Annotated in this window: 21 protein-coding genes and 3 tRNA genes; 7 read left to right on the plus strand and 17 right to left on the minus strand. The window is 68.8% G+C overall.

What is annotated here, in order from left to right:
- Nucleotides 1-54 precede the first annotated feature (54 nt).
- Nucleotides 55-567, plus strand: coding sequence for a pyridoxamine 5'-phosphate oxidase family protein (locus CKW34_RS15570; protein WP_059380781.1), 513 nt, complete (start codon nt 55-57; stop codon nt 565-567).
- 53 nt (nt 568-620) lie between these two features.
- Here the strand turns inward: CKW34_RS15570 and CKW34_RS15575 are convergent.
- The 5 genes from CKW34_RS15575 to CKW34_RS15595 all read right to left on the minus strand — a co-directional run bounded on the left by CKW34_RS15575 (nt 621) and on the right by CKW34_RS15595 (nt 3,507).
- Nucleotides 621-693, minus strand: a tRNA-Glu gene (locus CKW34_RS15575).
- An 83-nt stretch (nt 694-776) separates the two neighbouring features.
- Nucleotides 777-849 (minus strand) — tRNA-Glu (locus CKW34_RS15580).
- An 86-nt stretch (nt 850-935) separates the two neighbouring features.
- Nucleotides 936-1,007: transfer RNA gene (locus CKW34_RS15585), tRNA-Gln, on the minus strand.
- 184 nt (nt 1,008-1,191) lie between these two features.
- On the minus strand, nt 1,192-2,664 hold the full coding sequence (gltX, locus tag CKW34_RS15590; RefSeq protein WP_059380780.1) for a glutamate--tRNA ligase: 1,473 nt from the start codon (nt 2,662-2,664) through the stop codon (nt 1,192-1,194).
- Nucleotides 2,665-2,730: 66 nt separating this feature from the next.
- Complete coding sequence (locus CKW34_RS15595) at nt 2,731-3,507, minus strand: fumarylacetoacetate hydrolase family protein (protein ID WP_059380779.1); 777 nt, start codon at nt 3,505-3,507, stop codon at nt 2,731-2,733.
- Between the two features lie 110 nt (nt 3,508-3,617).
- Between CKW34_RS15595 and CKW34_RS15600 the strand changes: the two genes are divergently transcribed.
- Entirely contained in the window at nt 3,618-4,814 is a 1,197-nt protein-coding gene (locus tag CKW34_RS15600; RefSeq protein WP_059380778.1) for an MFS transporter, read from the plus strand.
- 94 nt (nt 4,815-4,908) lie between these two features.
- On the opposite strand, the gene CKW34_RS15605 is transcribed toward CKW34_RS15600, so the two are convergent.
- From CKW34_RS15605 to CKW34_RS15630, 6 genes are all read right to left on the minus strand, one after another.
- Nucleotides 4,909-5,919, minus strand: a complete 1,011-nt coding sequence (locus CKW34_RS15605; RefSeq protein ID WP_059380795.1) for a 3-isopropylmalate dehydrogenase — start codon at nt 5,917-5,919, stop codon at nt 4,909-4,911.
- 80 nt (nt 5,920-5,999) lie between these two features.
- Nucleotides 6,000-7,592, minus strand: coding sequence for a phosphoglycerate dehydrogenase (gene serA / locus CKW34_RS15610; RefSeq protein WP_059380777.1), 1,593 nt, complete (start codon nt 7,590-7,592; stop codon nt 6,000-6,002).
- Nucleotides 7,593-7,720: 128 nt separating this feature from the next.
- Complete coding sequence (locus CKW34_RS15615; protein ID WP_059380776.1) at nt 7,721-9,493, minus strand: SulP family inorganic anion transporter; 1,773 nt, start codon at nt 9,491-9,493, stop codon at nt 7,721-7,723.
- A 118-nt stretch (nt 9,494-9,611) separates the two neighbouring features.
- Nucleotides 9,612-10,613: a ketol-acid reductoisomerase gene (ilvC, locus tag CKW34_RS15620; RefSeq protein ID WP_016691198.1), complete on the minus strand. Its 1,002-nt coding sequence runs from the start codon at nt 10,611-10,613 to the stop codon at nt 9,612-9,614.
- A 50-nt stretch (nt 10,614-10,663) separates the two neighbouring features.
- Nucleotides 10,664-11,167 (minus strand): acetolactate synthase small subunit, encoded by a 504-nt coding sequence (gene ilvN / locus CKW34_RS15625; RefSeq protein WP_006554535.1) that lies wholly within the window; start codon nt 11,165-11,167, stop codon nt 10,664-10,666.
- On the minus strand, nt 11,164-13,104 hold the full coding sequence (locus CKW34_RS15630) for an acetolactate synthase large subunit (RefSeq protein ID WP_080968125.1): 1,941 nt from the start codon (nt 13,102-13,104) through the stop codon (nt 11,164-11,166). The genes ilvN and CKW34_RS15630 overlap by 4 nt, the downstream gene beginning before the upstream one ends.
- 266 nt (nt 13,105-13,370) lie before the next feature.
- Between CKW34_RS15630 and CKW34_RS15635 the strand changes: the two genes are divergently transcribed.
- Complete coding sequence (locus tag CKW34_RS15635; RefSeq protein WP_059380774.1) at nt 13,371-13,892, plus strand: PH domain-containing protein; 522 nt, start codon at nt 13,371-13,373, stop codon at nt 13,890-13,892.
- A gap of 139 nt (nt 13,893-14,031) precedes the next feature.
- Nucleotides 14,032-15,873: a dihydroxy-acid dehydratase gene (gene ilvD / locus CKW34_RS15640; protein WP_059380773.1), complete on the plus strand. Its 1,842-nt coding sequence runs from the start codon at nt 14,032-14,034 to the stop codon at nt 15,871-15,873.
- Nucleotides 15,874-15,951: 78 nt separating this feature from the next.
- On the opposite strand, the gene CKW34_RS15645 is transcribed toward ilvD, so the two are convergent.
- Nucleotides 15,952-16,710: a DoxX family protein gene (locus tag CKW34_RS15645; protein WP_059380772.1), complete on the minus strand. Its 759-nt coding sequence runs from the start codon at nt 16,708-16,710 to the stop codon at nt 15,952-15,954.
- A gap of 77 nt (nt 16,711-16,787) precedes the next feature.
- Here CKW34_RS15645 and CKW34_RS15650 point away from each other — a divergent pair, with 77 nt between their 5' ends.
- Complete coding sequence (locus tag CKW34_RS15650; RefSeq protein ID WP_059380771.1) at nt 16,788-17,933, plus strand: PQQ-dependent sugar dehydrogenase; 1,146 nt, start codon at nt 16,788-16,790, stop codon at nt 17,931-17,933.
- Here the strand turns inward: CKW34_RS15650 and CKW34_RS15655 are convergent, their stop codons facing one another.
- The gene (locus CKW34_RS15655; RefSeq protein WP_059380770.1) at nt 17,934-19,139 is read right to left on the minus strand and encodes a cation:proton antiporter; all 1,206 of its coding nucleotides are present in this window, start codon (nt 19,137-19,139) and stop codon (nt 17,934-17,936) included.
- Between the two features lie 162 nt (nt 19,140-19,301).
- On the opposite strand from CKW34_RS15655, the gene CKW34_RS15660 reads away from it, so the two are divergent.
- Both CKW34_RS15660 and CKW34_RS15665 read left to right on the plus strand, forming a co-directional pair.
- Complete coding sequence (locus tag CKW34_RS15660; RefSeq protein ID WP_059380794.1) at nt 19,302-20,045, plus strand: SDR family oxidoreductase; 744 nt, start codon at nt 19,302-19,304, stop codon at nt 20,043-20,045.
- 29 nt (nt 20,046-20,074) lie between these two features.
- Nucleotides 20,075-20,626, plus strand: coding sequence for a TetR-like C-terminal domain-containing protein (locus CKW34_RS15665; RefSeq protein WP_197700703.1), 552 nt, complete (start codon nt 20,075-20,077; stop codon nt 20,624-20,626).
- A gap of 81 nt (nt 20,627-20,707) precedes the next feature.
- On the opposite strand, the gene gatB is transcribed toward CKW34_RS15665, so the two are convergent.
- The 4 genes from gatB to CKW34_RS15685 all read right to left on the minus strand — a co-directional run bounded on the left by gatB (nt 20,708) and on the right by CKW34_RS15685 (nt 25,248).
- Complete coding sequence (gatB, locus tag CKW34_RS15670) at nt 20,708-22,216, minus strand: Asp-tRNA(Asn)/Glu-tRNA(Gln) amidotransferase subunit GatB (RefSeq protein ID WP_016691191.1); 1,509 nt, start codon at nt 22,214-22,216, stop codon at nt 20,708-20,710.
- A gap of 42 nt (nt 22,217-22,258) precedes the next feature.
- On the minus strand, nt 22,259-23,287 hold the full coding sequence (locus CKW34_RS15675) for a 6-phosphofructokinase (RefSeq protein WP_059380768.1): 1,029 nt from the start codon (nt 23,285-23,287) through the stop codon (nt 22,259-22,261).
- Nucleotides 23,288-23,392: 105 nt separating this feature from the next.
- Complete coding sequence (locus CKW34_RS15680) at nt 23,393-24,070, minus strand: response regulator (protein ID WP_016691187.1); 678 nt, start codon at nt 24,068-24,070, stop codon at nt 23,393-23,395.
- Nucleotides 24,071-24,081: 11 nt separating this feature from the next.
- Entirely contained in the window at nt 24,082-25,248 is a 1,167-nt protein-coding gene (locus CKW34_RS15685) for a sensor histidine kinase (RefSeq protein ID WP_370670829.1), read from the minus strand.
- Nucleotides 25,249-25,368: the final 120 nt, after the last annotated feature.

Below are 25,368 nucleotides of genomic sequence, written 5' to 3' on the forward strand. Positions count from 1 at the left end.
GAGGAGCGGGAAGGAACACAGCCGTGCACTTCCCGCTGTGCCAGAGTGCTTCGCATGGGAACCAACCGCCGCGCAGACATCACGATGACGGACTCGGAGATCGACGAGTTCCTCCACCGCAGCCGGGTCGCGAACCTGGCGACCCTCGGACCGACGGGCACCCCGCACCTCGTCGCCATGTGGTACGCGGTGCTCGACGGGGAGATCTGGTTCGAGACGAAGGCGAAATCGCAGAAGGTCGTCAACCTCCGGCGCGACGATCGCGTGACCGTCCTCGTCGAGGCCGGCGACACCTACGACCAGTTGCGTGGCGTCTCGATCGAGGGGCGCGCGGAGATCGTGGACGACCACGACCGCCTGTTCGAGGTCTGCCGCGACGTGTGGGAGCGGTACACCGCCCCGTACACGGAGGAGGCGCGCCCCGCGGTGGAGCAGATGATGCACAAGCGGGTGGCCGTCCGTGTGGTGCCCGCACGGGTGCGATCATGGGATCACCGCAAGCTCGGGATGCCCGCCATGGAGATCGGCGGCACGACGGCGGCGTATCTTCCGTCCGCCACGCCCTGACCGCACATACGCGAAAGGCTCTCCGATCGATGATCGGAGAGCCTTCGTGGTTGTACCCCCGATGGGATTCGAACCCACGCTACCGCCGTGAGAGGGCGGCGTCCTAGGCCGCTAGACGACGGGGGCCTGGAACTTTCCGAGGAATCGACGAGTCGACGCCTCCGAGAGAAGAACACCCACCGATCCGGAGATCGATGGGTAGTCCGTTGTACCCCCGATGGGATTCGAACCCACGCTACCGCCGTGAGAGGGCGGCGTCCTAGGCCGCTAGACGACGGGGGCCTATGGAACTTCTTCTCTTCGCTTCCCGAAGGAAGCTCAGCCAGCATAGCTGGCCGAGACGTTGCGGGCAAACCGCCGCGTCTCAGCTGGGGTACCAGGACTCGAACCTAGAATGGCTGAACCAGAATCAGCTGTGTTGCCAATTACACCATACCCCAATGGTTTGTTCCTTCGGCCTGCCCTGCGGGCGTTGTGGCCTCCGTTCCGAACCGAGAAGAAGATTAGCACCAACCCCGCCACCAACTACAAATCGGCTGGTCAGAGACCTGAAATCGAGCTCGGAACGAGCTCGGCCCGTCGCCGGCGGGTGCCGACGACGGGCCGAGAGCGACCCGTGAGGGGTCAGGCGATACGGGCCCGCCCGGCACGCAGGCGCGCGAGGGTGCGCTCACGACCGAGCAGTTCCATCGACTCGTAGAGCGGCGGGCTGACGTGCGAGCCCGTCACCGCGACCCGCACGGGAGCGAAGGCCTTCCTCGGCTTCAGCTCGAGCCCCTCGATCAGTGCGCTCTTGAGCGCCTCCTCGATCGCCGGCGTGGTCCACTCGGCCACGCCCTCGAGGGCGGCGACGGAGGCGTCGAGCACCGACGCGGCATCCTCCTTGAGGTTCTTCGCCGCAGAGGCCTCGTCGAGCGTGAAGTCGGCGTCGTCGACGAACAAGAACTTCAGCAGGTCCCACGCGTCCCCGAGAACGACGATGCGGGTCTGCACGAGGTCGGCGGCCGTCCGGAAGAGCGTGTCGTCGACGTCGGCCCCGATCCGGCCGTGCTCGACGAGGTACGCCTTCAGCCGGGTCGCGAACTCCGCCGGCTCGAGCAGGCGGATGTGCTCGGCGTTGATGGCGTCGGCCTTCTTCTGGTCGAACCGGGCCGGGTTCGAATTGACCTTGGAGATCTCGAAGGCCGCGACCATCTCGTCGAGAGAGAACACGTCGCGATCGTCGGCGAGACCCCAGCCGAGCAGAGCGAGGTAGTTGAGCAGGCCCTCGGGGATGAACCCGCGATCGCGGTGCAGGAAGAGGTTGGACTCAGGGTCGCGCTTGGAGAGCTTCTTGTTGCCCTGCCCCATCACGAACGGCAGGTGGCCGAACTCGGGCGTGAAATCGGTGACGCCGATGCGCTGCAGCGCCGCGTACAGCGCAAGCTGACGCGGGGTGGACGACAGCAGGTCCTCGCCGCGCAGGACGTGTGTGATCTTCATCAACGCGTCGTCGACGGGATTGACGAGGGTGTAGAGCGGGATGCCGTTGCCGCGGGTCAGCGCGAAGTCGGGCACCGAGCCCGCCTTGAAGGTGGTCTCGCCGCGGACCAGGTCGTTCCACGTGAGGTCCTCGTCGGGCATGCGCAGTCGCACGACCGGCTTGCGCCCCTCGTCGAGGAAGGCCTGCCGCTGCTCCGGGGTGAGGTCGCGGTCGAAGTTGTCGTAGCCGAGCTTCGGGTCGCGGCCGGCGGCCTTGTGCCGCTCCTCGACCTCTTCCGGCGTCGAGAACGACTCGTAGGCCTCACCGGCGTCGACGAGCTTCTGCACGATCTCGAGGTGAAGCTCGCGTCGCTGCGACTGCCGGTACGGCTCGTACGGTCCGCCGACCTCCGGACCCTCGTCCCATTCGAGACCCAGCCACCGGAGGGCGTCGAGGATCGCCTGGTACGACTCCTCGGTGTCGCGTGCGGCGTCGGTGTCTTCGATGCGGAACACGAAGGTGCCGCCGTGATGACGCGCGAAAGCCCAGTTGAACAGGGCGGTGCGCACCAGACCCACATGCGGGGTTCCGGTCGGTGACGGGCAGAAACGTACGCGTACTTCGCTGGTGGTCATGACTCGCTCAGGGTTGAGGATCGACGGGAGACCTTCCCAGGCTATCCGCCCCGCAGCGAGCTCCGGTCAGGATCCCTTGGCGACGACCGGATTCGTGAGCGTTCCGATGCCCTCGACGGTGATCGAGACGGTGTTGCCCGGCTCGATCGGTCCGACACCTTCGGGGGTGCCGGTGAGGATGACGTCGCCCGGCAGCAGGGTCATGACACCGGAGATCCATTCGATGAGCTTCGGGATGTCGTGCACCATCTTCGAGGTGCGGCTGCGCTGGCGGATCTGCCCGTCGACCTCCGCCGAGATCTCGAGATCGGAAGGGTCGATGTCGGTTTCGATCCACGGACCGAGCGGGCAGAAGGTGTCGTGGCCCTTGGCCCGGCCCCACTGGCCGTCCTTGCGCTGATGGTCGCGCGCGGACACGTCGTTGGCCACCGTGTAGCCGAGGATCGCCTCCCGGGCCTTCGCGGCGGGGACGTCCTTGCAGGGGCGCCCGATGACCACGGCGAGTTCGGCCTCGTGGTGGACGAGCGAGGTGGTGGGCGGAATCACGATGGGCGCGCCCGGGCCCACGATCGACGTGTTGGGCTTGAGGAAGATCATCGGCTCGTCGGGGACCTCGTTGCCCGACTCGGCGGCGTGGGCGGCGTAGTTGCGACCGACCGCGATCACCTTGGTGGCGAGGATCGGGGCGAGAATCCGCACGTCGGCGAGGGGCCAGCTCCGGCCCGTGAAGGTGGGGTTCCCGAAAGGATGCTCGGCGATCTCCTTCGCCGTCGCGGACTCCCCCTCCCCTTCGATGCTCACGAACGCGACACCATCCGGGCTGGCAATTCGACCAAGGCGCATGTCCGGAGTCTAACGGTGCGCGCACACTGCGATCGACGCCCGGGTGCCGCGGGTATAGAGTCCGACCGAGATTTCATATAACGGTACGACTTTCTCAGATAGTGGGACTCATGGACACTCCGGACATCGGTGGGCGCCGATGGCTGATCCTGGCCCTCGGCGTCCTCGCCCAGGCCTCCCAGGCCACCGTCATCAACGGCGTCGCCTTCCTCATCCCGACCCTGAACCAGGAGGGTGGCTTCACCCTCGCGCAGGCCGGAACCCTCGCCGGCGCACCGATCCTCGGCGGCGTGTTCACGCTCGTCGTGTGGGGCGCGATCGCCGACCGGTTCGGTGAACGTCTCGCGCTGGCCGCCGGACTCGGGATCGCGGCCGTCGCGATGGGACTCGCGAGCGCGACCACCTCGCTGGACCTGTCCCGCACCGCCTCCGCCGCGCTGCTCGGCCTGTTGCTGATGTGTGCGGGAGCCGGCGCCGTGAGCGCCAATTCGGCGAGCGGTCGCGTGGTGGTCGGATGGTTCCCGCCGCACCAGCGCGGCCTCGCGATGGGCATCCGGCAGATGTCGGTGCCGCTGGGTGTCGCCGCGGGCGCACTCGTCATCCCGACTCTCGCGGGCGACCACGGGATCGCCTGGGCACTCGCGTTTCCCATGCTCGCGTGCGGGCTGGCAGCCGTCGCCTGCGCGGTCGGCGTGGTGGATCCGCCCCGACCCGGACGGGCGGAGGCCGAGCGCGCAGGCGTGCTCGGCAATCCCTACCGGAGTTCCATGTCCCTCACGCGCATCCATCTCGCGTCGATCCTGCTCGTCGTTCCGCAGTACGTCGTGTGGACCTACGCCCTGGTGTGGCTCATCGCCGACCGCGGCTGGGACGAGGTCGGCGCCGGCCTCGTCATCACCGCCGCCCAGATCCTCGGCGCCCTCGGACGTGTCGTCACCGGAGCCTGGTCCGATCGGGTGGGCAGCCGACTGGGACCGATGCGCATCGTCGCAATATCGGTCGTCGTGTCGATGGTCGCGCTGTCCGTCACCGCGTGGACGGATTCGGCGATCGCGGTGGGCGTCCTGCTCGTCGCGTCGATCCTGACCTCGGCGCCGAACGGGTTGGCGTTCACCGCCGTCGCGGAGATCGCCGGCCCGTTCTGGGGCGGTCGCGCACTCGGAATCCAGAACACCGGGCAGTTCGTCTTCGCCGCGGCCGTCGGACCGGTCTTCGGTGGGCTCATCGCTGCGGTCGGATTCCCCGCCGCGTTCGCCCTGGCCGCCATCGCTCCGGCAGCGGCGGTCCCGGTGGTCCCCAAGGACTGACACGAAGAACCGCGCGTGGCGCCGGACGGGACGTGCCCGCCGGCGCCACGCGCGGTCGTGAGGAAGAACTCGGTGTTCGAAGAGAACTCGGCGTTCAGAGAGAAGTTGCGATCCGATCGCCGATCTCGGTGGTCACGATCGGACCGGTGCCACGGTTCGCGAGGTCGGTCTCGACGGCCCGCTCGACGCGTGCAGCGTCCTCCTCGCGCCCGAGATGGCGCAGAAGCAGTGCGGTGGACAGGATCGCCGCGGTCGGGTCGGCGATGCCCTTGCCGGCGATGTCGGGTGCCGAGCCGTGGACGGGCTCGAACATCGAGGGGTTGGTGCCCGAAGCGTCGATGTTGCCGCTCGCGGCCAGACCGATGCCTCCGGTCACGGCGCCGGCGAGGTCGGTGATGATGTCGCCGAAAAGGTTGTCGGTGACGATGACGTCGAAGCGCGACGGGTCGTCGACCATGTAGATGGTCGCGGCGTCGATGTGGCAGTAGGCCGTGGTGACCTCGGGGAACTCCTTGCCCACGGTCTCGACGGCGCGGGTCCAGATCGCACCGGCGTTCGACAGCACATTCGTCTTGTGGATGAGCGTGACGTGCTTGCGGCGGGTCTGCGCGAGCTCGAAGGCGTAGCGGACCACGCGCTCGGCTCCGAACCAGGTGTTCACCGAGACCTCGGTGGCGATCTCGTGCGGGGTGCCGACGCGGATCGCTCCCCCGTTACCGGTGTACGGGCCCTCGGTGCCCTCGCGGACGACGACGAAGTCGATCTCGTGGTCGGCGGCGAGCGGCGACTTCGCGCCCGGGTACAGGCGCGACGGCCGCAGGTTGACGTGGTGGTCGAGGGCGAACCGCATGTTCAGGAGGAGACCGCGTTCGAGGACGCCGGGCGTGACCGACGGATCGCCGATGGCACCGAGGAGGATCGCGTCGTGCTCGCGGATCGCGGCGAGATCGGCATCGGGCAGGAGTTCGCCGGTCGCGTTGTACCGGCGGGCACCGAGGTCGTACTCGGTCGTCTCGAGATCCGGGACGAGAGCGCGGAGCACCTTGAGAGCTTCCGCCGTGACCTCGACACCGATGCCGTCACCGGGGATGACCGCAAGTTTCATGAGCACTACTCACTTCCTGTGCGACGGTGGCCGCGACCGTGCAGACGGTCGCGGCCACCGGATGATGGAGAACCGAAGGATCAGGACAGGTCGACCTGGGCGACGCGAGCGTCGAGCGCCTCGGTGATCTGTCCGACCTCGGCGTCGCCGACGACGCGGTCGACACGGAGGATCACGGTGGCGCCGGGGCCCTCCGCGTCCTGGCTCAGCGCCGCGGCCTGGATGTCGATGCTCGCGTTGCCGAGCACGGTGCCCAGCGTTCCGAGGACACCCGGACGGTCCTGGTAGTGGACGATCAGGTTGTGGCCCTCGGCGCGGAGGTCGAAGCTGCGGCCGTTGATGTTGACGATCTTCTCGACCTGCTGCAGGCCGGTGAGCGCACCCGCGACGGAGGTGACGTGTCCGTCCGGCGCGACGGCGCGGACCTCGACGGCGCTGCGGTGCGTGGTGGCCTCGCTGACCTTCTCGACCTCGACGGTCACGCCGCGCTGCTCCGCGAGCTTCGGGGCGTTGACGAAGGTGACCGGCTCGTCGCTGCTCGCCGAGAACAGGCCGCGGAGGGCGGCCAGGCCGAGGATGTCGGTGTTCTCGGCCGAGAGCTCACCGCTGACGACGACCTGCACGTTCTGCACGGCCTCGGGCGAGAGGGTGCCGGCGAGCAGACCGAGCTTGCGGACGAGCTCGAGCCACGGCGCGACCTCCTCGCCCACGGGGCCACCGGAGACGTTGACGGCGTCGGGCACGAACTCGCCGGCGAGGGCGAGCAGCACGCTCTTGGCGACGTCGGTACCGGCGCGGTCCTGGGCCTCGGCGGTGGATGCACCGAGGTGCGGGGTGACGACGACGTTGTCGAGGTCGAACAGCTTCGAATCGGTGCACGGCTCGGTCTCGAAGACGTCGAGGCCGGCAGCGCGGACCTTGCCTTCGACGAGCGCGTCGTACAGCGCGTCCTCGTCGATCAGGCCACCGCGGGCGGCGTTGACGATGATGACGCCGTCCTTGGCCTTGGACAGACGCTCGGCGTTGATCAGGCCGGCGGTCTCCTTGGTCTTGGGCAGGTGCACCGAGATGAAGTCGGCGCGGGCGACCAGCTCGTCGATGTCGACGAGCTCGATGCCGAGCTGTGCGGCGCGGGCGGCCGGCAGGTAGGGGTCGTACGCGATGACGTGGGTCTCGAACGCCGCGAGACGCTGGGCGAACAGCTGGCCGATGCGGCCGAGGCCGACGACGCCGACCGTCTTGCCGAGGATCTCGGTGCCGTTGAAGCTCGACCGCTTCCAGGTGCGCTCACGCAGGGTGCGGTCGGCGGCGGGAACCTGACGCGCCGCGGACATGAGGAGCGCGACCGCGTGCTCGGCGGCGGAGTGGATGTTGGAGGTGGGCGCGTTGACGACCATCACACCGCGCTCGGTGGCAGCGGCGATGTCGACGTTGTCGAGGCCGACACCGGCGCGACCGACGATCTTGAGGTTGGGCGCCGCAGCGAGCACCTCGGCGTCGACGGTGGTCGCGGAGCGGACCAGCAGCGCCTGGGCCTCGGGCACGGCCGCGAGCAGGGCGGGGCGGTCGGGGCCGTCGACCCAGCGCACCTCGACACCGTCACCGAGCGCATCGACGGTCGACTGCGCAAGCTTGTCGGCGATCAGGACTACTGGACGGCCATTCTGGCTCACGTGCGGACTCCCTGTGTCGTGAATGTGTGAGTGGTCGACGGCGCTCGCGCCCGACAGCATGCGTGGGCACCCGCGACCGCCCACAGTTTAGTGCCCCGGCCCCTCCCACGGGGCCACCGGGACCGGGATCACGGTGGTGCGGGCCGATCCTTCCGCGGGGGCGGGACGATGTCCTGCGGGGGTGCGTCGAGCACACTGCGCTCGATGCCGGGCTGGTTCCGGTGCCGGAAGGCCACCACGGCGGTGCGGACGGTCGGATGGAATCGCCCGGCCCCGAAGCGATTCCCCGATTGCATCCGGTGCAACTTGTCCTTGACCGGCCCCTTCATCGCGGCGAAGGCGAGCCGTATCCCCCTGTGGGCGAGGTAGTCGTCGAGACGTTCGATCTCTTCGACGGCGCTGATGTCGAGATCCGTGATCGGTTCGGCCGCGAGTACCACCCACTCGATACGGTCCTCGCGTTCGCGGACGAGTTCACGGACGAACTTCGTGAGGATCACACCGTTCGCGAAGAACAGCGGGGCGTCGAATCGCACGAGCACGAGACCCGGGATGCGGTGGCCCTCGGGATGCCGCTCCCGGTCGTGATATCCGGCGATGTCCTCGAGTTCGACGAGTTCGGTCCGGTGGGGTTGCCAGGCACGCACGATCACGACCGCCAACGACAATGCGATCGCGACGAGTACACCCCTCAACACACCGGCGAGACCGACCGCCACGAATGCGGCGAAGGACAAACAGAATTCGATCTTGTTGACCCGCCACAGGCGACCGAGCCCCTTCACATCGACGAGCGCACTCGCCGCGGCGATCACGACGGCAGCGAGCGCGGCCTGCGGCAGGTACGCCGTCGCCCCCGGCGCGGCCAGCAGGAAGATCGCGACCGTCACCGCTCCGACGGCACCCGCGAGCTGGGTACGCGCTCCGGCCTGTACGAGGACGGGAGTGCGACTGCCGCTGCCGCAGATCGGGAATCCGCCCGTCGCACCGGCTGCGATGTTCACCACACCGAGGGCGCGCATCTCGGAACTGCCGTCCACGTCCTCGCCCCGTCGGAGCGCGAACGAGCGCGACAGCACCGCGGTGTCGGCGAACGCGATGACGGCGACGGCGACGGCGGGTGCGAGCAGTTCGATCACGTCTCCCCGTTCGATACCGCCCAGAACGGGCGCGGGGATCCCGGCGGGCAACGCCCCCACCATCTCCACCCGATCGGTGAGCCCGAACACCTCGACCGCCGCGGAGGCGGCGACCACCGCGACGAGCACCGCGGGTATGCGGGGAACGACCTTCTGCAGCGCGAGGATCACAGCGAGGGTGCCGACGCCGAGGAGAAGTCCGACCGGTTCGACACCGTCCTCGAAGACGTCGTCGACGACGTCGAGAACCTCGGCGACGACACCGGATTCGTCGGCCGAGGTGCCCAGCAGGAGCGGGAGCTGCCCGACGATGACGATGATCGCGATCGCGTTGAGGAAACCGACCCGGATGGGTGTGGAGAGCAGATAGGTCAGGAATCCGAAGCGGAGTATCCCGCCGACGAGGAGGATCGCCCCGACGAGGAGGGCGAGCACACCGGCGAGGGCGACCGCACGCTGCGGATCACCGTCGGCGGCGAGCGGGATCACCGCGGCCGCGATGAGCGGGGCGAGCGCGGAATCCGGTCCGAGCACGAGGATCCGGGACGGACCGACCACCGCGTACACGAGCATCGGCACCACTGTCGCGTAGAGACCGGTGTAGGGCGGCAGTCCCGCCGCCTGGGCATATCCCATGCCGGTGGGGACGAGCAGAGCGCTGAGCGCGAGACCCGCCGTGACGTCGCCCCGCAACCACCCCCGCCGGTAGGACCGTGCGGTGGCGACACCCGGGAGCCGCCCGAACGCGGCGAGGAGCCACATCAGCCAAGTATCCTCCGCGGCCTCGGCCCGTGACTGCGACATCGCTCACGCGCACCGACGACGGCGGCCCGGCACCCCCGTAGGGATACCGGGCCGCCGTGACCGGATCAGGTGGCTGTCAGGCCGTCTCGGTGATGGGGCGATCGACCCAGCTCATCAGGTCGCGCAGCTGCTTGCCGACGACCTCGATGCCGTGCTCGGCGTTCTGCTTGCGCAGACCCTCGAGCTCCTTGTTGCCGCCCTCGACGTTGGCGACGAGACGCTTGACGAAGGTGCCGTCCTGGATGTCCTTCAGGATCTCCTTCATGCGCTCCTTGGTGCCGGCGTCGATGACGCGCGGGCCGGAGAGGTAGCCGCCGAACTCCGCGGTGTCGGACACCGAGTAGTTCATGCGGGCGATGCCACCCTCGTACATGAGGTCGACGATGAGCTTGAGCTCGTGGAGAACCTCGAAGTAGGCCATCTCGGGGGCGTAGCCCGCCTCGACCATGACGTCGAAGCCGGTCTTGACGAGCTCCTCGGTGCCACCGCAGAGCACGGCCTGCTCGCCGAAGAGGTCGGTCTCGGTCTCTTCCTTGAAGGTGGTCTTGATGACGCCGGCGCGGGTGCCGCCGATGCCCTTGGCGTAGGACAGCGCGAGCGCCTGACCCTCACCCTTGGGGTCCTGGTGGACGGCGATGAGCGCCGGAACGCCCTTGCCGTCGACGAACTGACGACGCACGAGGTGGCCGGGGCCCTTGGGGGCGACCATCGCGACGGTCACGTTCTCGGGAGCCGTGATGAGACCGAAGTGGATGTTGAGGCCGTGGCCGAAGAACAGCGCGTCGCCGTCCTTCAGGTTGGGCTCGATGTCGTTGGTGAAGATCGACGCCTGGGCGGTGTCGGGAGCGAGGACCATGATGACGTCGGCCCACTCGGAGACCTCGGCGGGGGTGCCGACGGTGAGACCGGCTTCCTCGGCCTTGGCCCGCGACTTCGAGCCCTCCTTCAGACCGATGCGAACGTCGACGCCCGAGTCGCGCAGGCTCAGCGAGTGCGCGTGTCCCTGACTGCCGTAGCCGATGACGGCGACCTTACGACCCTGGATGATCGACAGGTCGGCATCGTCGTCGTAGAACATCTCGACTGCCACAGTGATTACCTCTTTCAGCAAGTATGGGTGTGTTAAGGCTAACGGGTAGCCGTGATGGACTTCGGACCGCGTCCGACGGCGACGACACCGGACTGGACGATCTCGCGGATTCCGTACGGTTCGAGCATGCGCAGCAGCGCGTCGAGCTTGGACCGCGTACCGGTCGCCTCGATGGTCAGCGACTCGGGCGAGACGTCGATCACCTTGGCGCGGAACAGATTCACCGTCTCGATGACCTGGGTGCGCACGCTGGCGTCGGCGCGCACCTTGATGAGCACGAGTTCGCGGGCGACGGACGCCTCGTCCTCCTGCTCGACGATCTTGATGACGTTGACGAGCTTGTTGAGCTGCTTGGTGACCTGCTCGAGCGGGAACTCGTCGACGGTCACCACGATCGTCATCCGCGAGATGTCGGGCACCTCGGTGCCACCGACGGCAAGGGATTCGATGTTGAAGCCGCGTCGCGAGAACAGCGATGCGACTCGGGCGAGCACGCCCGGCTTGTCCTCGACGAGAACACTGAGGGTGTGGCTCGTGCTCACTTGGTCTCCTCCTGGGCCGCAGCGTTCTCGCTGCGTGCTTCGAGCGCGTCGATGGTCTCGTGGATGACGGCGGGATCGTCGGCAGCGGCGTCGTCGTCGAACAGCGGCCGGATGTCGCGGGCCGCCATGATCTCGTCGTTGCTCGTGCCGGCAGCGACCATCGGCCACACCTGCGCGTCCTTGCCGACGATGAAGTCGATGACGACGGGGCGGTCGTTGATCTCCTGCGCCCGGCGGATCGCCGGCTCGACGTCCTCCTCACGCTCGACGCGGATGCCCACGCAGCCGAGGGCCTCGGCGAGCTTGACGAAGTCGGGGATGCGCAGCGAGTGCGTCGCCAGGTCGGTGTTCGAGTACCGCTCCTCGTAGAAGAGGGTCTGCCACTGCCGGACCATGCCGAGATTGCCGTTGTTGATGAGCGCGACCTTGATCGGCACACCCTCGACGGCGCACGTCGCGAGTTCCTGGTTGGTCATCTGGAAGCAGCCGTCGCCGTCGATGGCCCACACCTCGGTGTCGGGGCAACCCATCTTGGCTCCCAGAGCCGCGGGCACCGCGTAGCCCATGGTGCCGAGACCACCCGAGTTGAGCCACGTGCGGGGCTTCTCGTAGTCGACGAACTGCGCCGCCCACATCTGGTGCTGGCCGACACCCGCGCAGTAGATCGCGTCGGGGCCGGCGAGCTTACCGACGGCCTGGATGACGTACTGCGGCGACAGGGTGTCGTCGGTGGGGCGGTCGTAGCTCAGCGGGAAGGTGCGACGGATGTCGTCGAGGTACGCCCACCATGCCGAGTAGTCGAGCTTCGTGCCGGTCGCCAGGTCGGCGCGGATGGCCTCGAGCAGCTCGACGATGACCTCCTTGCAGTCACCGACGATCGGCACGTCGGCGTGCCGGTTCTTGCCGATCTCCGCCGGGTCGATGTCGGCGTGGATGACCTTGGCGTCGGGCGCGAAGGAGTCGAGCTGACCGGTGACGCGGTCGTCGAAGCGGGCACCGAGCGTGACGAGCAGGTCGCTCTTCTGCAGCGCCGCCACTGCAGCGACGTTGCCGTGCATGCCGGGCATGCCGCAGTGCAGGTTGTGGCTGTCGGGGAACGCGCCGCGGGCCATGAGCGTGGTGACGACCGGGATGCCGGTCAGCTCGGCGAGCTCGAGCAGCTCGGCCGACGCCTCGGCCTTGATGACGCCGCCGCCGACGTAGAGCACCGGGTTCTTCGCGTCGGCGATCAGTCGCGCGGCCTCGCGGACCTGCTTGCCGTGCGGCTTCGTCACCGGGCGGTAGCCGGGCAGGTGCATCTCCGGCGGCCAGCTGAAGGTGGTCTGCGCCTGGAGGATGTCCTTGGGGATGTCGACGAGGACCGCGCCCGGGCGACCCGAGGCGGCGAGGTAGAACGCCTCGGCCAGGATGCGCGGGATGTCGGCGCCGTCGGTGACCAGGAAGTTGTGCTTCGTGATCGGCATCGTGATGCCGGAGATGTCGGCTTCCTGGAAGGCGTCGGTGCCGATGAGGGGGCGACCGACCTGGCCGGTGATCGCGACGACGGGCACGGAGTCCATCTGCGCGTCGGCGAGCGGGGTGACGAGGTTCGTCGCGCCCGGACCCGAGGTGGCCATGCACACGCCGACCTTGCCGGTGGCCTGGGCGTAACCGGTGGCAGCGTGCCCGGCGCCCTGCTCATGGCGGACGAGCACGTGGCGCACGCGCCGCGAATCGAAGAGCGGGTCGTAGACGGGCAGGATCGCGCCGCCGGGAATGCCGAATACCGTGTCGACCTCGAGTTCCTCGAGTGCGCGGACCACCGACTGGGCGCCGGTGACCCGCTCGGGGGCGACCTGGCGTCGGTTGGTGGGCTGCGTCGCGGCAGCTGCGGGAGTCGGGGTGGCGGACCCCGGCTTTCGCGGCGAGGGTTGAGGCCGTGCGGTTGGTGCGCTCACTGCGAATTCCTCTGATTCTGGCTCCGGGCAACAAAAAACCCTCGTCAGCAAGTCTGCTGTACGAGGGTGGCGCGTCGTGGGCGAGTTGCGAAATGCGGCTCAGGCGACGACGCGCCGGCCGATTACGAGCAACCCATTCTGATTCACGCGCTCGACGGTAGGCGCATGGTGTCCAGACAGTCAACTTGGTGCGGTCGACCGTCCCAGAATGTGAGATGCCGCGGCTGCAGTGCGAAGATGTAGAGGTGTCATCTTCCCAGCAGCCCGTGCCACCGCCTCCATCATCCCACACGCCCGATTCGACGACGCAGGTCATCCAGATCTCGCGACTGTCGTTCCTCGCGTGCGCTCTGCTCCTCCTCGCCCTCGCCTCTCCGGCGCTGGCGTGGCCGGAGGCCTTCACATGGACGCTGATCATCCCGTTCCTCGTCGCGGCCTGGATCGTGCGGGTACGCACCGTCGTCGGCCCCGAGGGCATCGTCGCGCGAGCGACCTTCAAGACCACGAACCTGAAGTGGGACGAACTCGACGGCCTCCGGTTCCCGAAGCGGGGCTGGGCCCGCGCACGGCTCACCGACGGCAGCGAGGTCGCACTGCCGGTCGTCACCTTCGGCCGGCTGCCGCAGCTGTCGGAGGCCAGCGGAGGCCGCATCACCGATCCGTACGCGGCCGCACAGCTCGCCGAGGAGAAGGCATACCGCGAGAAGGCGGCCGCCGAAGCCGGTCCGGATGCCGAAACCACCGACGACGCAGTCACCGTCGAGAAGAAGGACGACCGCTCCTCCTGATCCTCGCGACCGGGTGCGAATAGAGGCATCCGGAAGCACGCGAGTAGATTCGTCGGTGCCGTTGCCCGGATCCGCCCAGCCCGGCGACCGGACGCGGCCCGGCCGATTGCGCACCAGCCACCGTCAAGGAAGTCAGCCCATGCCCCCGTTGAGGTCACGCACCACCACCGTCGGACGAAACGCCGCGGGAGCGCGCTCCCTGTGGCGCGCCACCGGCCTGACCGATTCCGACTTCGGCAAGCCGATCGTCGCGATCGCGAACTCCTACACGCAGTTCGTACCCGGTCACGTCCACCTCAAGGACGTCGGTGAGATCGTCGCGAAGGCCGTGCGCGAAGCGGGCGGCGTGGCGCGCGAGTTCCACACCATCGCAGTCGACGACGGCATCGCCATGGGCCACGGCGGCATGCTCTACTCGCTGCCGAGCCGCGAGATCATCGCCGACTCCGTCGAATACATGGTCAACGCGCACACCGCCGATGCACTGGTGTGCATCTCGAACTGCGACAAGATCACCCCGGGCATGCTCAATGCCGCGATGCGCCTGAACATCCCGACGATCTTCGTCTCCGGTGGTCCGATGGAGGCCGGTAAGGCGGTCGTCGTCAACGGTGTCGCGCAGGCCCCCACCGACCTCATCACCGCCATCTCGGCCTCCGCCAGCGAGGCCGTCGACGACGCGGGTCTCGACGAGGTCGAGCGCAGCGCGTGCCCGACCTGCGGTTCGTGCTCGGGCATGTTCACCGCCAACTCGATGAACTGCCTCACCGAGGCCCTCGGTCTCGCGCTGCCCGGCAACGGTTCGACCCTCGCCACCCACGAGGCGCGACGCGCACTGTTCGAGACCGCCGGCCGAACGATCGTCGAAGCGGCCCTGCGCTACTACCGCGACGACGACGAGTCGGTGCTTCCGCGCAACATCGCCACCCCGGCCGCCTTCCGCAACGCGATGGCGCTCGACGTCGCGATGGGTGGTTCCACCAACACCGTGCTGCACACCCTCGCCGCTGCGCAGGAGGGTGAAGTCGACTTCGACCTCACCACCATCGACGAGATCAGCCGCCGGGTGCCCTGCCTGGCGAAGGTCTCCCCGAACTCCGACTACCACATGGAGGACGTGCACCGCGCCGGCGGAATCCCCGCCATCCTCGGCGAGCTGCGCCGCGGTGGCCTGCTCGAGACCGACGTCTCCACGGTCCACACGAAGAGCTTCGACGAGTGGCTCGACACCTGGGACATCCGTTCCGGCAAGGCGTCCGAGACGGCCCTCGAGCTGTTCCACGCCGCACCGGGCGGTGTGCGCACCACCGAACCGTTCTCGACCGACAACCGCTGGTCGTCGCTCGACACCGATGCGGCGAACGGCTGCATCCGCGACATCGAGCACGCCTACACCGTCGAGGGCGGCCTGTGCGTGCTGCGCGGAAACCTCGCACCGGACGGCGCGATCCTCAAGACTGCCGGTATCGACGAGGACCTGTTCCACTTCGAGGGCCCGGCCTACGTCGTCGAGTCGCAGGAGGAGGCCGTCTCGGTCATCCTCGGCAAGAAGATCAAGGCCGGCGACGTCGTCGTCGTCCGCTACGAGGGCCCGGCCGGCGGCCCCGGCATGCAGGAGATGCTGCACCCCACCTCCTTCCTCAAGGGCATCGGCCTGGGCAAGGTGTGCGCCCTGATCACCGACGGCCGCTTCTCCGGCGGCACGTCCGGTCTGTCCATCGGGCACGTCTCCCCCGAGGCCGCGTCCGGTGGTGTGATCGGCCTGATCGAGCAGGGCGACCGGATCCGCATCGACGTCGCGACTCGCACCCTCGAGGTGCTCGTCGACGACGAGGTGCTCGCCGATCGTCGCGCGAAGATGGAGGCCTCCGAGCGGCCGTGGCAGCCCGTCGACCGTGAGCGCACGGTCTCGAAGGCACTGCGCGCCTACGCCGCTCTGGCGACCTCCGCCGACAAGGGTGCCGTCCGGCGCCTGCCGTAACACCTCACGACAGCAAGAGCGAGGGCCCCGCGATCGTTCCGATCGCGGGGCCCTCGCCTGTCGTGCGTGCTTCCTATGTCAGCGTCCGAAGATCCACAGGCACACGCCGGCTGCCACGCCCAGCAGCAGCACGACGAACGAACCCAGGAAGGGGCGTGTCGCCCAGCCGCGTCGTCCGTCGATCGCGATGCGTCCCGGTCCTGTGAGGGTGATCGCCACCGCGCAGGCGACGAGGAGGGCTTCGAACTCGAAGCCCGACGATTCGGCGGCGAAGAACTGGACGCCCGGCTCGAGTTCGTGTTTGAACAGCACCGCGTTGACCATGATGGCGACGATCGCAGCAGCGGCGAACGGAGTGAGCAGCCCCAGGACGAGCAGTCCTCCGGCCGCGATCTCACCGACCGCGCCGACGATCGCGAGCACGGCGGGCTGCTGGTACCCCGCGTCGCGCAGCAACGACTCGAAACCGTCGAGACCCGGGCCGTTCCACAGACCCACCAGCTTCTGCAGTCCGTGTGCGACGAGGATCGCCCCGACCGCCGCGCGCAGGACGAACAATCCGAGGTCGAGCGTCCCGCGGCGCACCTTCGAGGTCTGCTCGCCGACGGCCACCGCGCCGCCCGCATCCGCACCGAATACCGGCTCCGGCCGGTACATCTGCTCGGTGGGAGCGGCGTAGGCGTCGTTGCCGAGGGGCGTTCCCCCGGCCCCGAAGTCGTCGTCCGATCCGAGATACGACTCGCGTGGTCGGTGCATCTCGAGTGTGTGCTCGTCGGGCTGGTTTCCGTAGGGACTCGAACCCGCGTCCGGTATGCCACCGTTCTTGTTGTCGGCCACGCCCCCAGCCTAGGCCCGTGACTGCCCCCGCACCCGGCATCCGCGGGTGCGCGCGTCGTGCCGGTAACGTTTGCGGCATGACACGGGGTACGCGGTGGACGGGTTCGTGGGGCGTACGTGCGGCAGCGGCGGCGCTCGCCGTCGGAGTCCTCGCCGTCCCGTCCTGCGCCCGCTTCGACGACTCCGCATCGAGCCCGTTCACCCCCGAACCCACCTTCGATCCGGGACCGGGCGTCGGGCCCCAGGACCCCACCGAGACGACCACGCCGAGCGCCTCCCCCAAGCCGCCGGGGCCGTGTGTCGATCCCGATCCGTCCGTGATCGCGACCTGCCTCGACGTCACCGGCGGCCTGGTGACGATGCCCGACGGCAACTCCGCGCTCGTCACCGAGCGCCGGACGGGTCGGATACTGCAGGTCGCGCCGGAGACCGAGCCGGTGGAGATCGCGACGATCCCGGTCGACGGATCCGGGGACGGTGGGCTGCTGGACGTGGCACTCTCCCCCACCTTCGCCGAGGACCGACTGCTCTACGCCTACATCACCACGGCCTCGGACAACCGTGTGGTCCGCATCGCCGCGGGCGACACTCCCAAGGACGTGCTGACGGGAATCCCGCGCGGCGCGACGGGCAATTCCGGCGCCATCGAGTTCGTCTCGCCCACCGAGCTCGCCGTCCTGACCGGCGACGCCGGAAACGCAGCGGCCGCAAACGATCCGAACGTCCTGTCCGGCAAGCTCCTGAACCTGCCGCTCCCGGCACCCGGCGCGGCACCCACTCCCTCGGTGATGCTGTCGGGCATCGGCACCGCGGGCGATGTGTGCCGCGATCCGAACGGCAACCTGTGGATCACCGACCGCACCCCCCTCGAGGACCGGCTCCAGCGGGTGGGGGTCGACGGCTCGACCGGCACCGGCCCGGCCTGGACGTGGCCCGAACGGCCCGGTGTCGCCGGGTGCGCGGCGGCTCCCGACGGGATCGCGATCTCGCTCACCGACGCGAAGGCCGTCGCGGTCGTCGCCACCGACCCGGGTACCGGCGCGGTCACGGCGTCCCCCGTCCTCGCGGCGGAGGACCGCTACGGCATGCTGCGCGGCGCCTCTTCGTCGCCCGACGGCCTACTGTGGGTCTCGACGGTCAACAAGTCCGGCGCCGAACCGGGACCGAACGACGACCGAGTCATCCGCATCCAGTTCCCGGCCGGTGGCGGCGGATTCGACTGATCATGCCCGCTCCGGCGTCTCCGCCGGAGCGGGGCGGTGGAGCAGCCCCGCGAGCATCGGCAGGACGAAAACGGTGACGGCGCCCGCCGCCACGAGGATCGACGCGCTCGCGTTCGTCATCTGATCGGCACTCACCGCGACGCCCGTGACCGCGACGATCAGCGGAAGACCCGTCGTGGAGTACAGGGCGATCTGCAGCTGTTCGGCGGTTCCGAACATGCGGTTGCCGGTCTCGTCGCGTTCGAGGCGCGATGCGACGAACACCGGTACACCCCTCACCAGGACGAGCAGTCCGAGGAATGCCAGCAGGATGCCCGGGGCACTCGCGACGGCACCGACGTCGATCGCCATGCCCGAGGTGACGAAGAAGATCGGGATGAGGAAGCCGTATCCGAGACCGTCGAGCTTCTTCTCGAGCCGCTCGTCGCCCGTGGGGATCGTGCGGCGCAGGATGAAACCGGCCGCGAACGCACCGAGGATGATGTCGAGATCGAAGACGGCGGCGACCGCGATGAGTCCGACGAGCAGCAACATCGTCAGGCGCACCGGGATCTGGGCGGTGGTGTCGGAGCCGAGCCGGACGAACTGGGTGAACCGTGAGCCCTCCCCCAGGATCCAGGTCGGCAGCACGGCGACGGCGACGGCGACGACCGCGAACGCCAGCAGGACGATCAGCGAGCCGAGTGCGCCGCGCGCACCGAGCAGGGTTGCCATGGCCACGACGGGCAGCAGTTCTCCGAACGCCCCGTGATTGAGCACCGACCGTCCGAGTGGGGTCGCGACGAGCCCGCGGTCGGCAAGGATCGGCAGGAGCGTCCCCAGCGCCGTGGATGTCAGGGCGATCGCCACGGCGATCTCGGCGTGCACCTGGCCTACCGCTCCCAGTGCGGCGACGGTGCCGAGCGCCGACAGCATGCACACGCACCAGGTGAGCATCGCGCGGCGCCCACCCCGCCCGCGCAGCTCGGCGGGGTCGATCTCGTATCCGGCGAGCAGGAAGAGCATTCCCAGGCCGAGTTCGCGCAGGATGCCGATCTCGCTGCCCGTCTCCGCGAGGTCGAACGCGTAGGGGCCGATGAGGACACCGGCCACCAGCAGCAGCACGACCTCGGGGACCAGCCGACGCGGGACGGCGCCGGCGATCAGCGGTGCCAGCACCGCCGCGACGGCGATCCAGAACAGCGAGGTGGCTACAGCAGCGTCCATGCGCCGAAACTCTAGCCGCGCAAGATCAACGTACGCGCGAGGACGAGGACCGACACACTCACGACCAGCAGGCGCGAACCCCGATGGACGGTCGGTTGTGGACGGACCGTCCATGACCGTGTTTAAATGGACGGACCGTCCACATCTCCGGAAGGAGCTCTCGTGTCCGACGCGAACACCACACCTCGGGTGGCCCTGGTCACCGGTGGATCCGGCGGTATCGGCCGCGCCGTGAGCGAACGTCTGGCAGCCGACGGGTTCGCGGTTGCCGTGCATTACGGCGGGAACGCCCGGCGAGCCGGGCAGATCGTGGACGAGATCGTCGCGGGCGGCGGGCGGGCGATCACCGTCGTGGGCGACGTCGCCGACGAAGTCGGGATGGCCGAGGCATTCGACTCGGTGGAGGCCGAGTTCGGAGGCCTCGACGTGGTGGTCAACACCGCCGGGATCATGGTGCTCTCCCCCGTCGCGAGCCTCGATCTGGCCGACCTCGACCGGATGCACCGAACCAATGTCCGCGGCGCCTTCGTCGTCTCCCAGCTCGCCGCCAACAGACTTCGCAGGGGCGGCGCCCTGATCAACGTGTCCACCAGCCAGACCCGGCTCCAGCACCCGACGTACGCTGCGTATGCCGCAAGCAAGGCCGCCGTCGAGAGCCTGACCCTCGTCCTTGCCCGCGAGTTGCGCGGCAAGGACATCACAGTGAACGCGATCGCGCCCGGCCCGACCGCGACACCGCTGTTCCTCGACGGCAAGGACGAACACACCGTCGAGCGCCTCGCCGGCCTGGCCCCGCTCGAACGCCTGGGCACGCCCGAGGACATCGCGGAGGTCGCGGCCTTCCTCGCCGGTCCGGGCCGCTGGATCAACGGTCAGGTCGTCTTCCCCAACGGCGGGATCGCTTGACGCGCCGCGGGCGTCGCCCCGCCGAGGAGGTGCGCGCCGACATCCTGGAGGCCGTCGGGGCGATCCTCCTGAGCGAGGGCAGCGCGAACCTCACCTTCGAGCGAGTCTCACGCGAGGCCTCCGTCAGCAAGACGACCCTCTACAAGTGGTGGCCTTCGATGGGTGCACTCGCGCTCGACGGCTACTTCCACGCGGTGGAAGGCACTCTCGCATTTCCCGACACCGGCGACATCCGCGTCGATCTCATCAGCCAGCTCCGCGCCTTCGGCGAACTGATGACCCGGACTCCCGGGGGACGGGTCCTGACCGAACTGATCGGGCGGTCCCAGACCGACGAAGACCTGGCGATCGCATATCGGCGCCTGTATTCGTCCCAACGCCGCCGTCTCGCCTGCGAACGGCTGCGGCGCGCTCAGGAGGTCGGCCAGATCCGTTCCGACGTCGACCTGCAGATCATCGTGGACCAGCTCTGGGGAGCGGTCTACCACCGGCTCCTGATCCCCGACGAACCCGTCACGGATCGCTTCATCGACGGCCTGGTCACCAACCTCCTCGACGGCGTCGCATCCCGGAAGGCATGACGCGACGATCCGTCGCCCGAGGGCGGGAGTGCGACGCCCTGTCCCGCGGTCGTCCACAGGACAGGGCCCCGCTGTGCGGGATCAACTGCACGCGGCGATGACGAGTTCCTTCACGCGCGCCGGATCGGCCTGTCCGCGAGTGGCCTTCATGACGTCGCCGACGATCTTGCCGGCCGCCTGGACCTTGCCGGAGCGGATCTTGTCGGCGATGTCGGGGTTTGCGGCCAGAGCGGCGTCGACCGCGGCCTGCAGCGCCGAATCGTCGCGCACGACCTCGAGACCGCGAGCCGCCACCACCTCGTCGGGTTCGCCCTCACCGGCGAGCACACCGTCGACGACCTGCCGGGCCAGCTTGTTCGTCAGCTTGCCGTCGGCCACCAGCGCGATGACGCGGGCGACCTGCTCGGGCGTGATGGGCAGTTCGGCGAGTTCGACACCGCGGGTGTTGGCCTGCTGGGCCAGGTAGGCGACCCACCACGAGCGGGCCTCCGAGGCGGGGGCACCGGCCTCGGTGGTCGCGATGACGAGATCGAGCGCGCCGGCGTTGACGAGGTCGCGCATCTCCTCGTCGGAGACACCCCAATCGGCCTGGATGCGGGCGCGGCGCAGCCACGGCAGCTCGGGCAGCGTCGCGCGAAGCTCCTCCACCCAGGCAGCGTCGGGCGCGATCGGCTCGAGGTCGGGTTCCGGGAAGTAGCGGTAGTCCTCGGCGGTCTCCTTGCGGCGACCGGGCGAGGTGGTGCCGTCGGCCTCCTGGAAGTGCCGGGTCTCCTGGATCACCTCACCACCGGAGACCAGCACGGCCGCCTGGCGCCGCATCTCGTAGCGCACCGCGACCTCGACGGACTTGAGGGAGTTGACGTTCTTCGTCTCGGTACGGGTACCGAACTCCTTCGCGCCGATGGGCATCAGCGAGATGTTCGCGTCGCACCGCATCGAGCCCTGGTCCATGCGGACGTCGGAGACGTCGAGGGCCTTGAGCAGGTCGCGCAGGGCGGTGACGTAGGCGCGGGCGACCTCGGGGGCGCGCTCACCGGCACCGACGATCGGCTTGGTGACGATCTCGACGAGCGGCACACCAGCGCGGTTGTAGTCGAGCAGCGAGTGGCTCGCACCGTGGATGCGGCCGGTGGCGCCACCGACGTGCAGCGACTTGCCGGTGTCCTCCTCCATGTGCGCGCGCTCGATGTCGACGCGCCAGGTGGTGCCGTCGTCGAGCACGACGTCGAGATATCCGTCGGTGGCGATCGGCTCGTCGTACTGCGAGATCTGGTAGTTCTTCGGCTGATCCGGGTAGAAGTAGTTCTTCCGCGCGAAACGACCCCAGGGGGTGATCGAGCAGTTCAGCGCGAGGCCGATGCGGATCGCGGACTCGACGGCGGCCTGGTTGACGACAGGCAGTGCCCCCGGCAGACCGAGGCAGACCGGGCACACCTGCGTGTTGGGCTCGGCACCGAAGGCGGTCGGACAGCCACAGAACATCTTGGTGGCGGTGTGCAGCTCGACGTGCACCTCCATGCCCATCACGGGCTCGAACTTCGCGAGCACGTCGTCGTAGGCGAGCAGGTCAGCGGACACGGAGGCAGTCATGGTGTCGATTTTAGACGGCGCCGGGAGTGCCGACGCGCGGCCTCACCCGAACAGGATCCGCATCTCCTGATAGCGCTCGTCGGGTACGTACTTCGGTTCGGCGAGCTCGTCGAAATCGACCCGGGCGATGTCGGTGCCGTGCAGCGCGACCATGTGGCCCCAGTCCTCCTCGGCGACGAGATCGGTCACCGCCATGCCGAGCCGCGTGGCGAGCACCCGGTCGAATGCCGTGGGTACACCGCCCCGTTGGATATGACCGAGCACCGTCGCGCGGGCCTCGACGCCGGTGTGCTTCTCGATGAGCGGCGCGAGCACCTCCGCGATACCGCCGAGACGCGGCCGGTCGAATCCGTCGAGCCCCTTGGTGGAGTACGCCTCCTCCATCTCGGGCAGTGTGAAGCCCTCCGCGACGACGACCATCGGCGAACGCCCGCGGTCGCGGACGCTGGTCACCCACTCGCAGATCTGTTCGAGGCTCTCGGGGTGTTCGGGGATGAGGATGGCGTGTGCGCCACCGGCGGTACCCGCGTGCAGTGCGATCCATCCGGCGTGCCGGCCCATGACCTCGAGCACCATGCACCGCTTGTGGGAGTTGCCGGTGGTGCGGAGGCGGTCGATCGCCACCGTCGCGATCTCGACGGCGGTGTCGAAACCGAAGGTGTAGTCGGTGTGGCTGAGGTCGTTGTCGATCGTCTTCGGCACACCGACGATGCGGATCCCTTCACCGAACAGTCGCTTCGAGGCGGCGGCGGTGCCCTCTCCCCCGATGGCGATCACGGCGTCGATCCCGAGACGGTCGAGGGTCTTCTGGATGTTCTGTGCCCCACCGTCGGGTCCCTGGTACGGACCGAACCGGCTCGTGCCGAGGATCGTGCCACCCTGCTGGGCGAGACCGCGAACACGGCTGCGGTCCAACGGGATCACATCTCCTTCGACGAGACCGCGCCAGCCGTCGAGGAATCCTACGAACTCCTGTCCGTGGACCTCGGTCCCCTTGAGCACCGCACCGCGGATGACCGCGTTGAGACCGGGGCAGTCCCCGCCACTGGTGAGAATTCCGATCCTCGTCACGCACTACCTCCCGTCGGATGGACCAGTACCGCACCGGACCGGTTCTGCCCGAACCGGTGCTGCACTGCCAATCCTGCCCGTTCGCAGTCGCGACGGCAGCCCGATTCAGCCGGGTGTGACGAGACCGGACTCGTAGGCGAGCACCACGGCCTGTGCGCGGTCGCGCAGGTGCAGTTTCGCGAGAACCTTGCCGACGTGGGTCTTGACGGTCTGCTCGGCGACGAACAACCGCTCCGCGATCTCTGTGTTCGACAGGCCGTGCGCGATCAGTTCGAGCACCTCGAGTTCGCGCGGGGTGAGCGGATCGAGGACGCGGTCGCGTCCTCTCGCCGGCCGGCGCCGGCTGGTGACGTCGGCGATGAGGCGACGGGTGACGGTCGGCGCGAGCAGCGCCTGGCCGTCGGCGACCACCCTCACTGCACGCACGAGTTCGTCGGCGGGGGCGTCCTTGAGCAGGAATCCGCTCGCTCCCATACCCAGCGCTTCGTAGACGTAGTCGTCGAGGTCGAAGGTGGTGAGCATGAGCACCTTCGACCGCGGCTCACGAGTGTCGGCGAGGATGTGCCGCGCCGCGTCGAGACCGTTCATCTCGGGCATGCGCACGTCCATGAGGACCACGTCGGGTCGCAGTCGCGCGACCTCCGAGACGGCTGCTCGACCGTCGGGGGCATCGCCGACGACGCTGATATCGGGCTGGGCTCCGAGCAACGCTCCGAAGCCCTGCCGGACCATGGCCTGATCGTCGGCGATGAACACGGTGATGGGAGGGTGCGGTTCGGTCATCGGCACCCACCTTAGGCCCCGGTCAGCACCGGGAGAACCGCTCGGACCTCGAAACCTCCGCCGGGCCGGGGATGGGCGACGAGTTGCCCGCCCACGACGGACGCGCGTTCGACCATGCCCAGGATGCCGTTGCCGCCGCTGCGGTCCGATTGCCGAAGGGCGGCGTCGACCTCACCGGGCGAGGCCGGCCCGTTGGTCACCTCCACCGTGACGGTCGCCGGCTCCCACTGCAGCCGTGCGCACACGCGGGCGCCGGGTGCGTGCCGGGCCGCGTTCGCCAGGGACTCCTGCAGGATCCGGTAGACGGTGAGTCCGACACCGTCGGAGACTGGTACGGGGACGCCGACCGTCTCCGTCTCGAGCGCCATACCGGCTCGGCGGGAGGACTCGAACAGCTCACCGATGCGGTCGATGTCGGGCTGCGGTTCGCGTTCGGGGAGCTGCCCGTCGCTGCGAAGCACCCCAAGCAGGGTGCGGACCTCGTTCAGCGCCTCCCGTGCGGTCGCACCGAGGGCGTCGAATTCGGCGCGCACGTCGTCGTTCACGTCCGGAAGCCGGTAGGGCGCGCTCTGCGCCTGCACGACGATCATCGACATGTGATGGGCAACGATGTCGTGGAGGTCGCGTGCGATGTGGGCCTTCTCTTCGAGGATGGCGCGCCGTGCACGTTCGAGCTCGCTGACCTCCTCCTCCTGGGCGAGTTGCCGTCGGGAGATCACCAGCCAGCGCACCAGCAGCCCGAATACCACCAGGGCGCTGATCCCGATCCCCCAGCCCCAGCCGTCGCTGCCGGGGACGAAGGCCGCGAAGAGCAGAACCGTCGAGACCCAGACGACGAGGACGATCCGGATCTCCTCGCGGATCGCAACGGCGAACACCAGCGCGAGCATCACCAGGATGTGCACGACCTGCCACGGATAGTCGTAGCCGGGGACCAGGTCGAACGCTATCGGGATGACGAGTCCCGCCGCCGCGACCACCGCCCATCCGAGCGCCGGCCGGACGAGCACGAGGAGGAACGGGAACACCGCCATCCCCGAGATCAGCGGCAGGAGGGGTGGGGAGATGTCGTGGGTCAGGGGCAGCGTCGGCCACGCGATCGCATAGAGGATCAACGTCACGGTGACCACGGTGACGACGCTCCACCGTCCCCGGCCCAGGCGTCCCGCGGTTCTCACGCCGGACTTCGCAAGCTCTTTCACCTCACCCACGCTAGGAGCCGGGGTCTCGACTGTCCTCATACCTGGGGGTGAGATCCGCATAGCTCTGCGGGTGGTGTCGGTCTCCTCGAGATCGCT

Origin of the sequence: Rhodococcus rhodochrous, assembly GCF_900187265.1 — a bacterium.
Lineage (GTDB): Bacteria > Actinomycetota > Actinomycetes > Mycobacteriales > Mycobacteriaceae > Rhodococcus > Rhodococcus rhodochrous.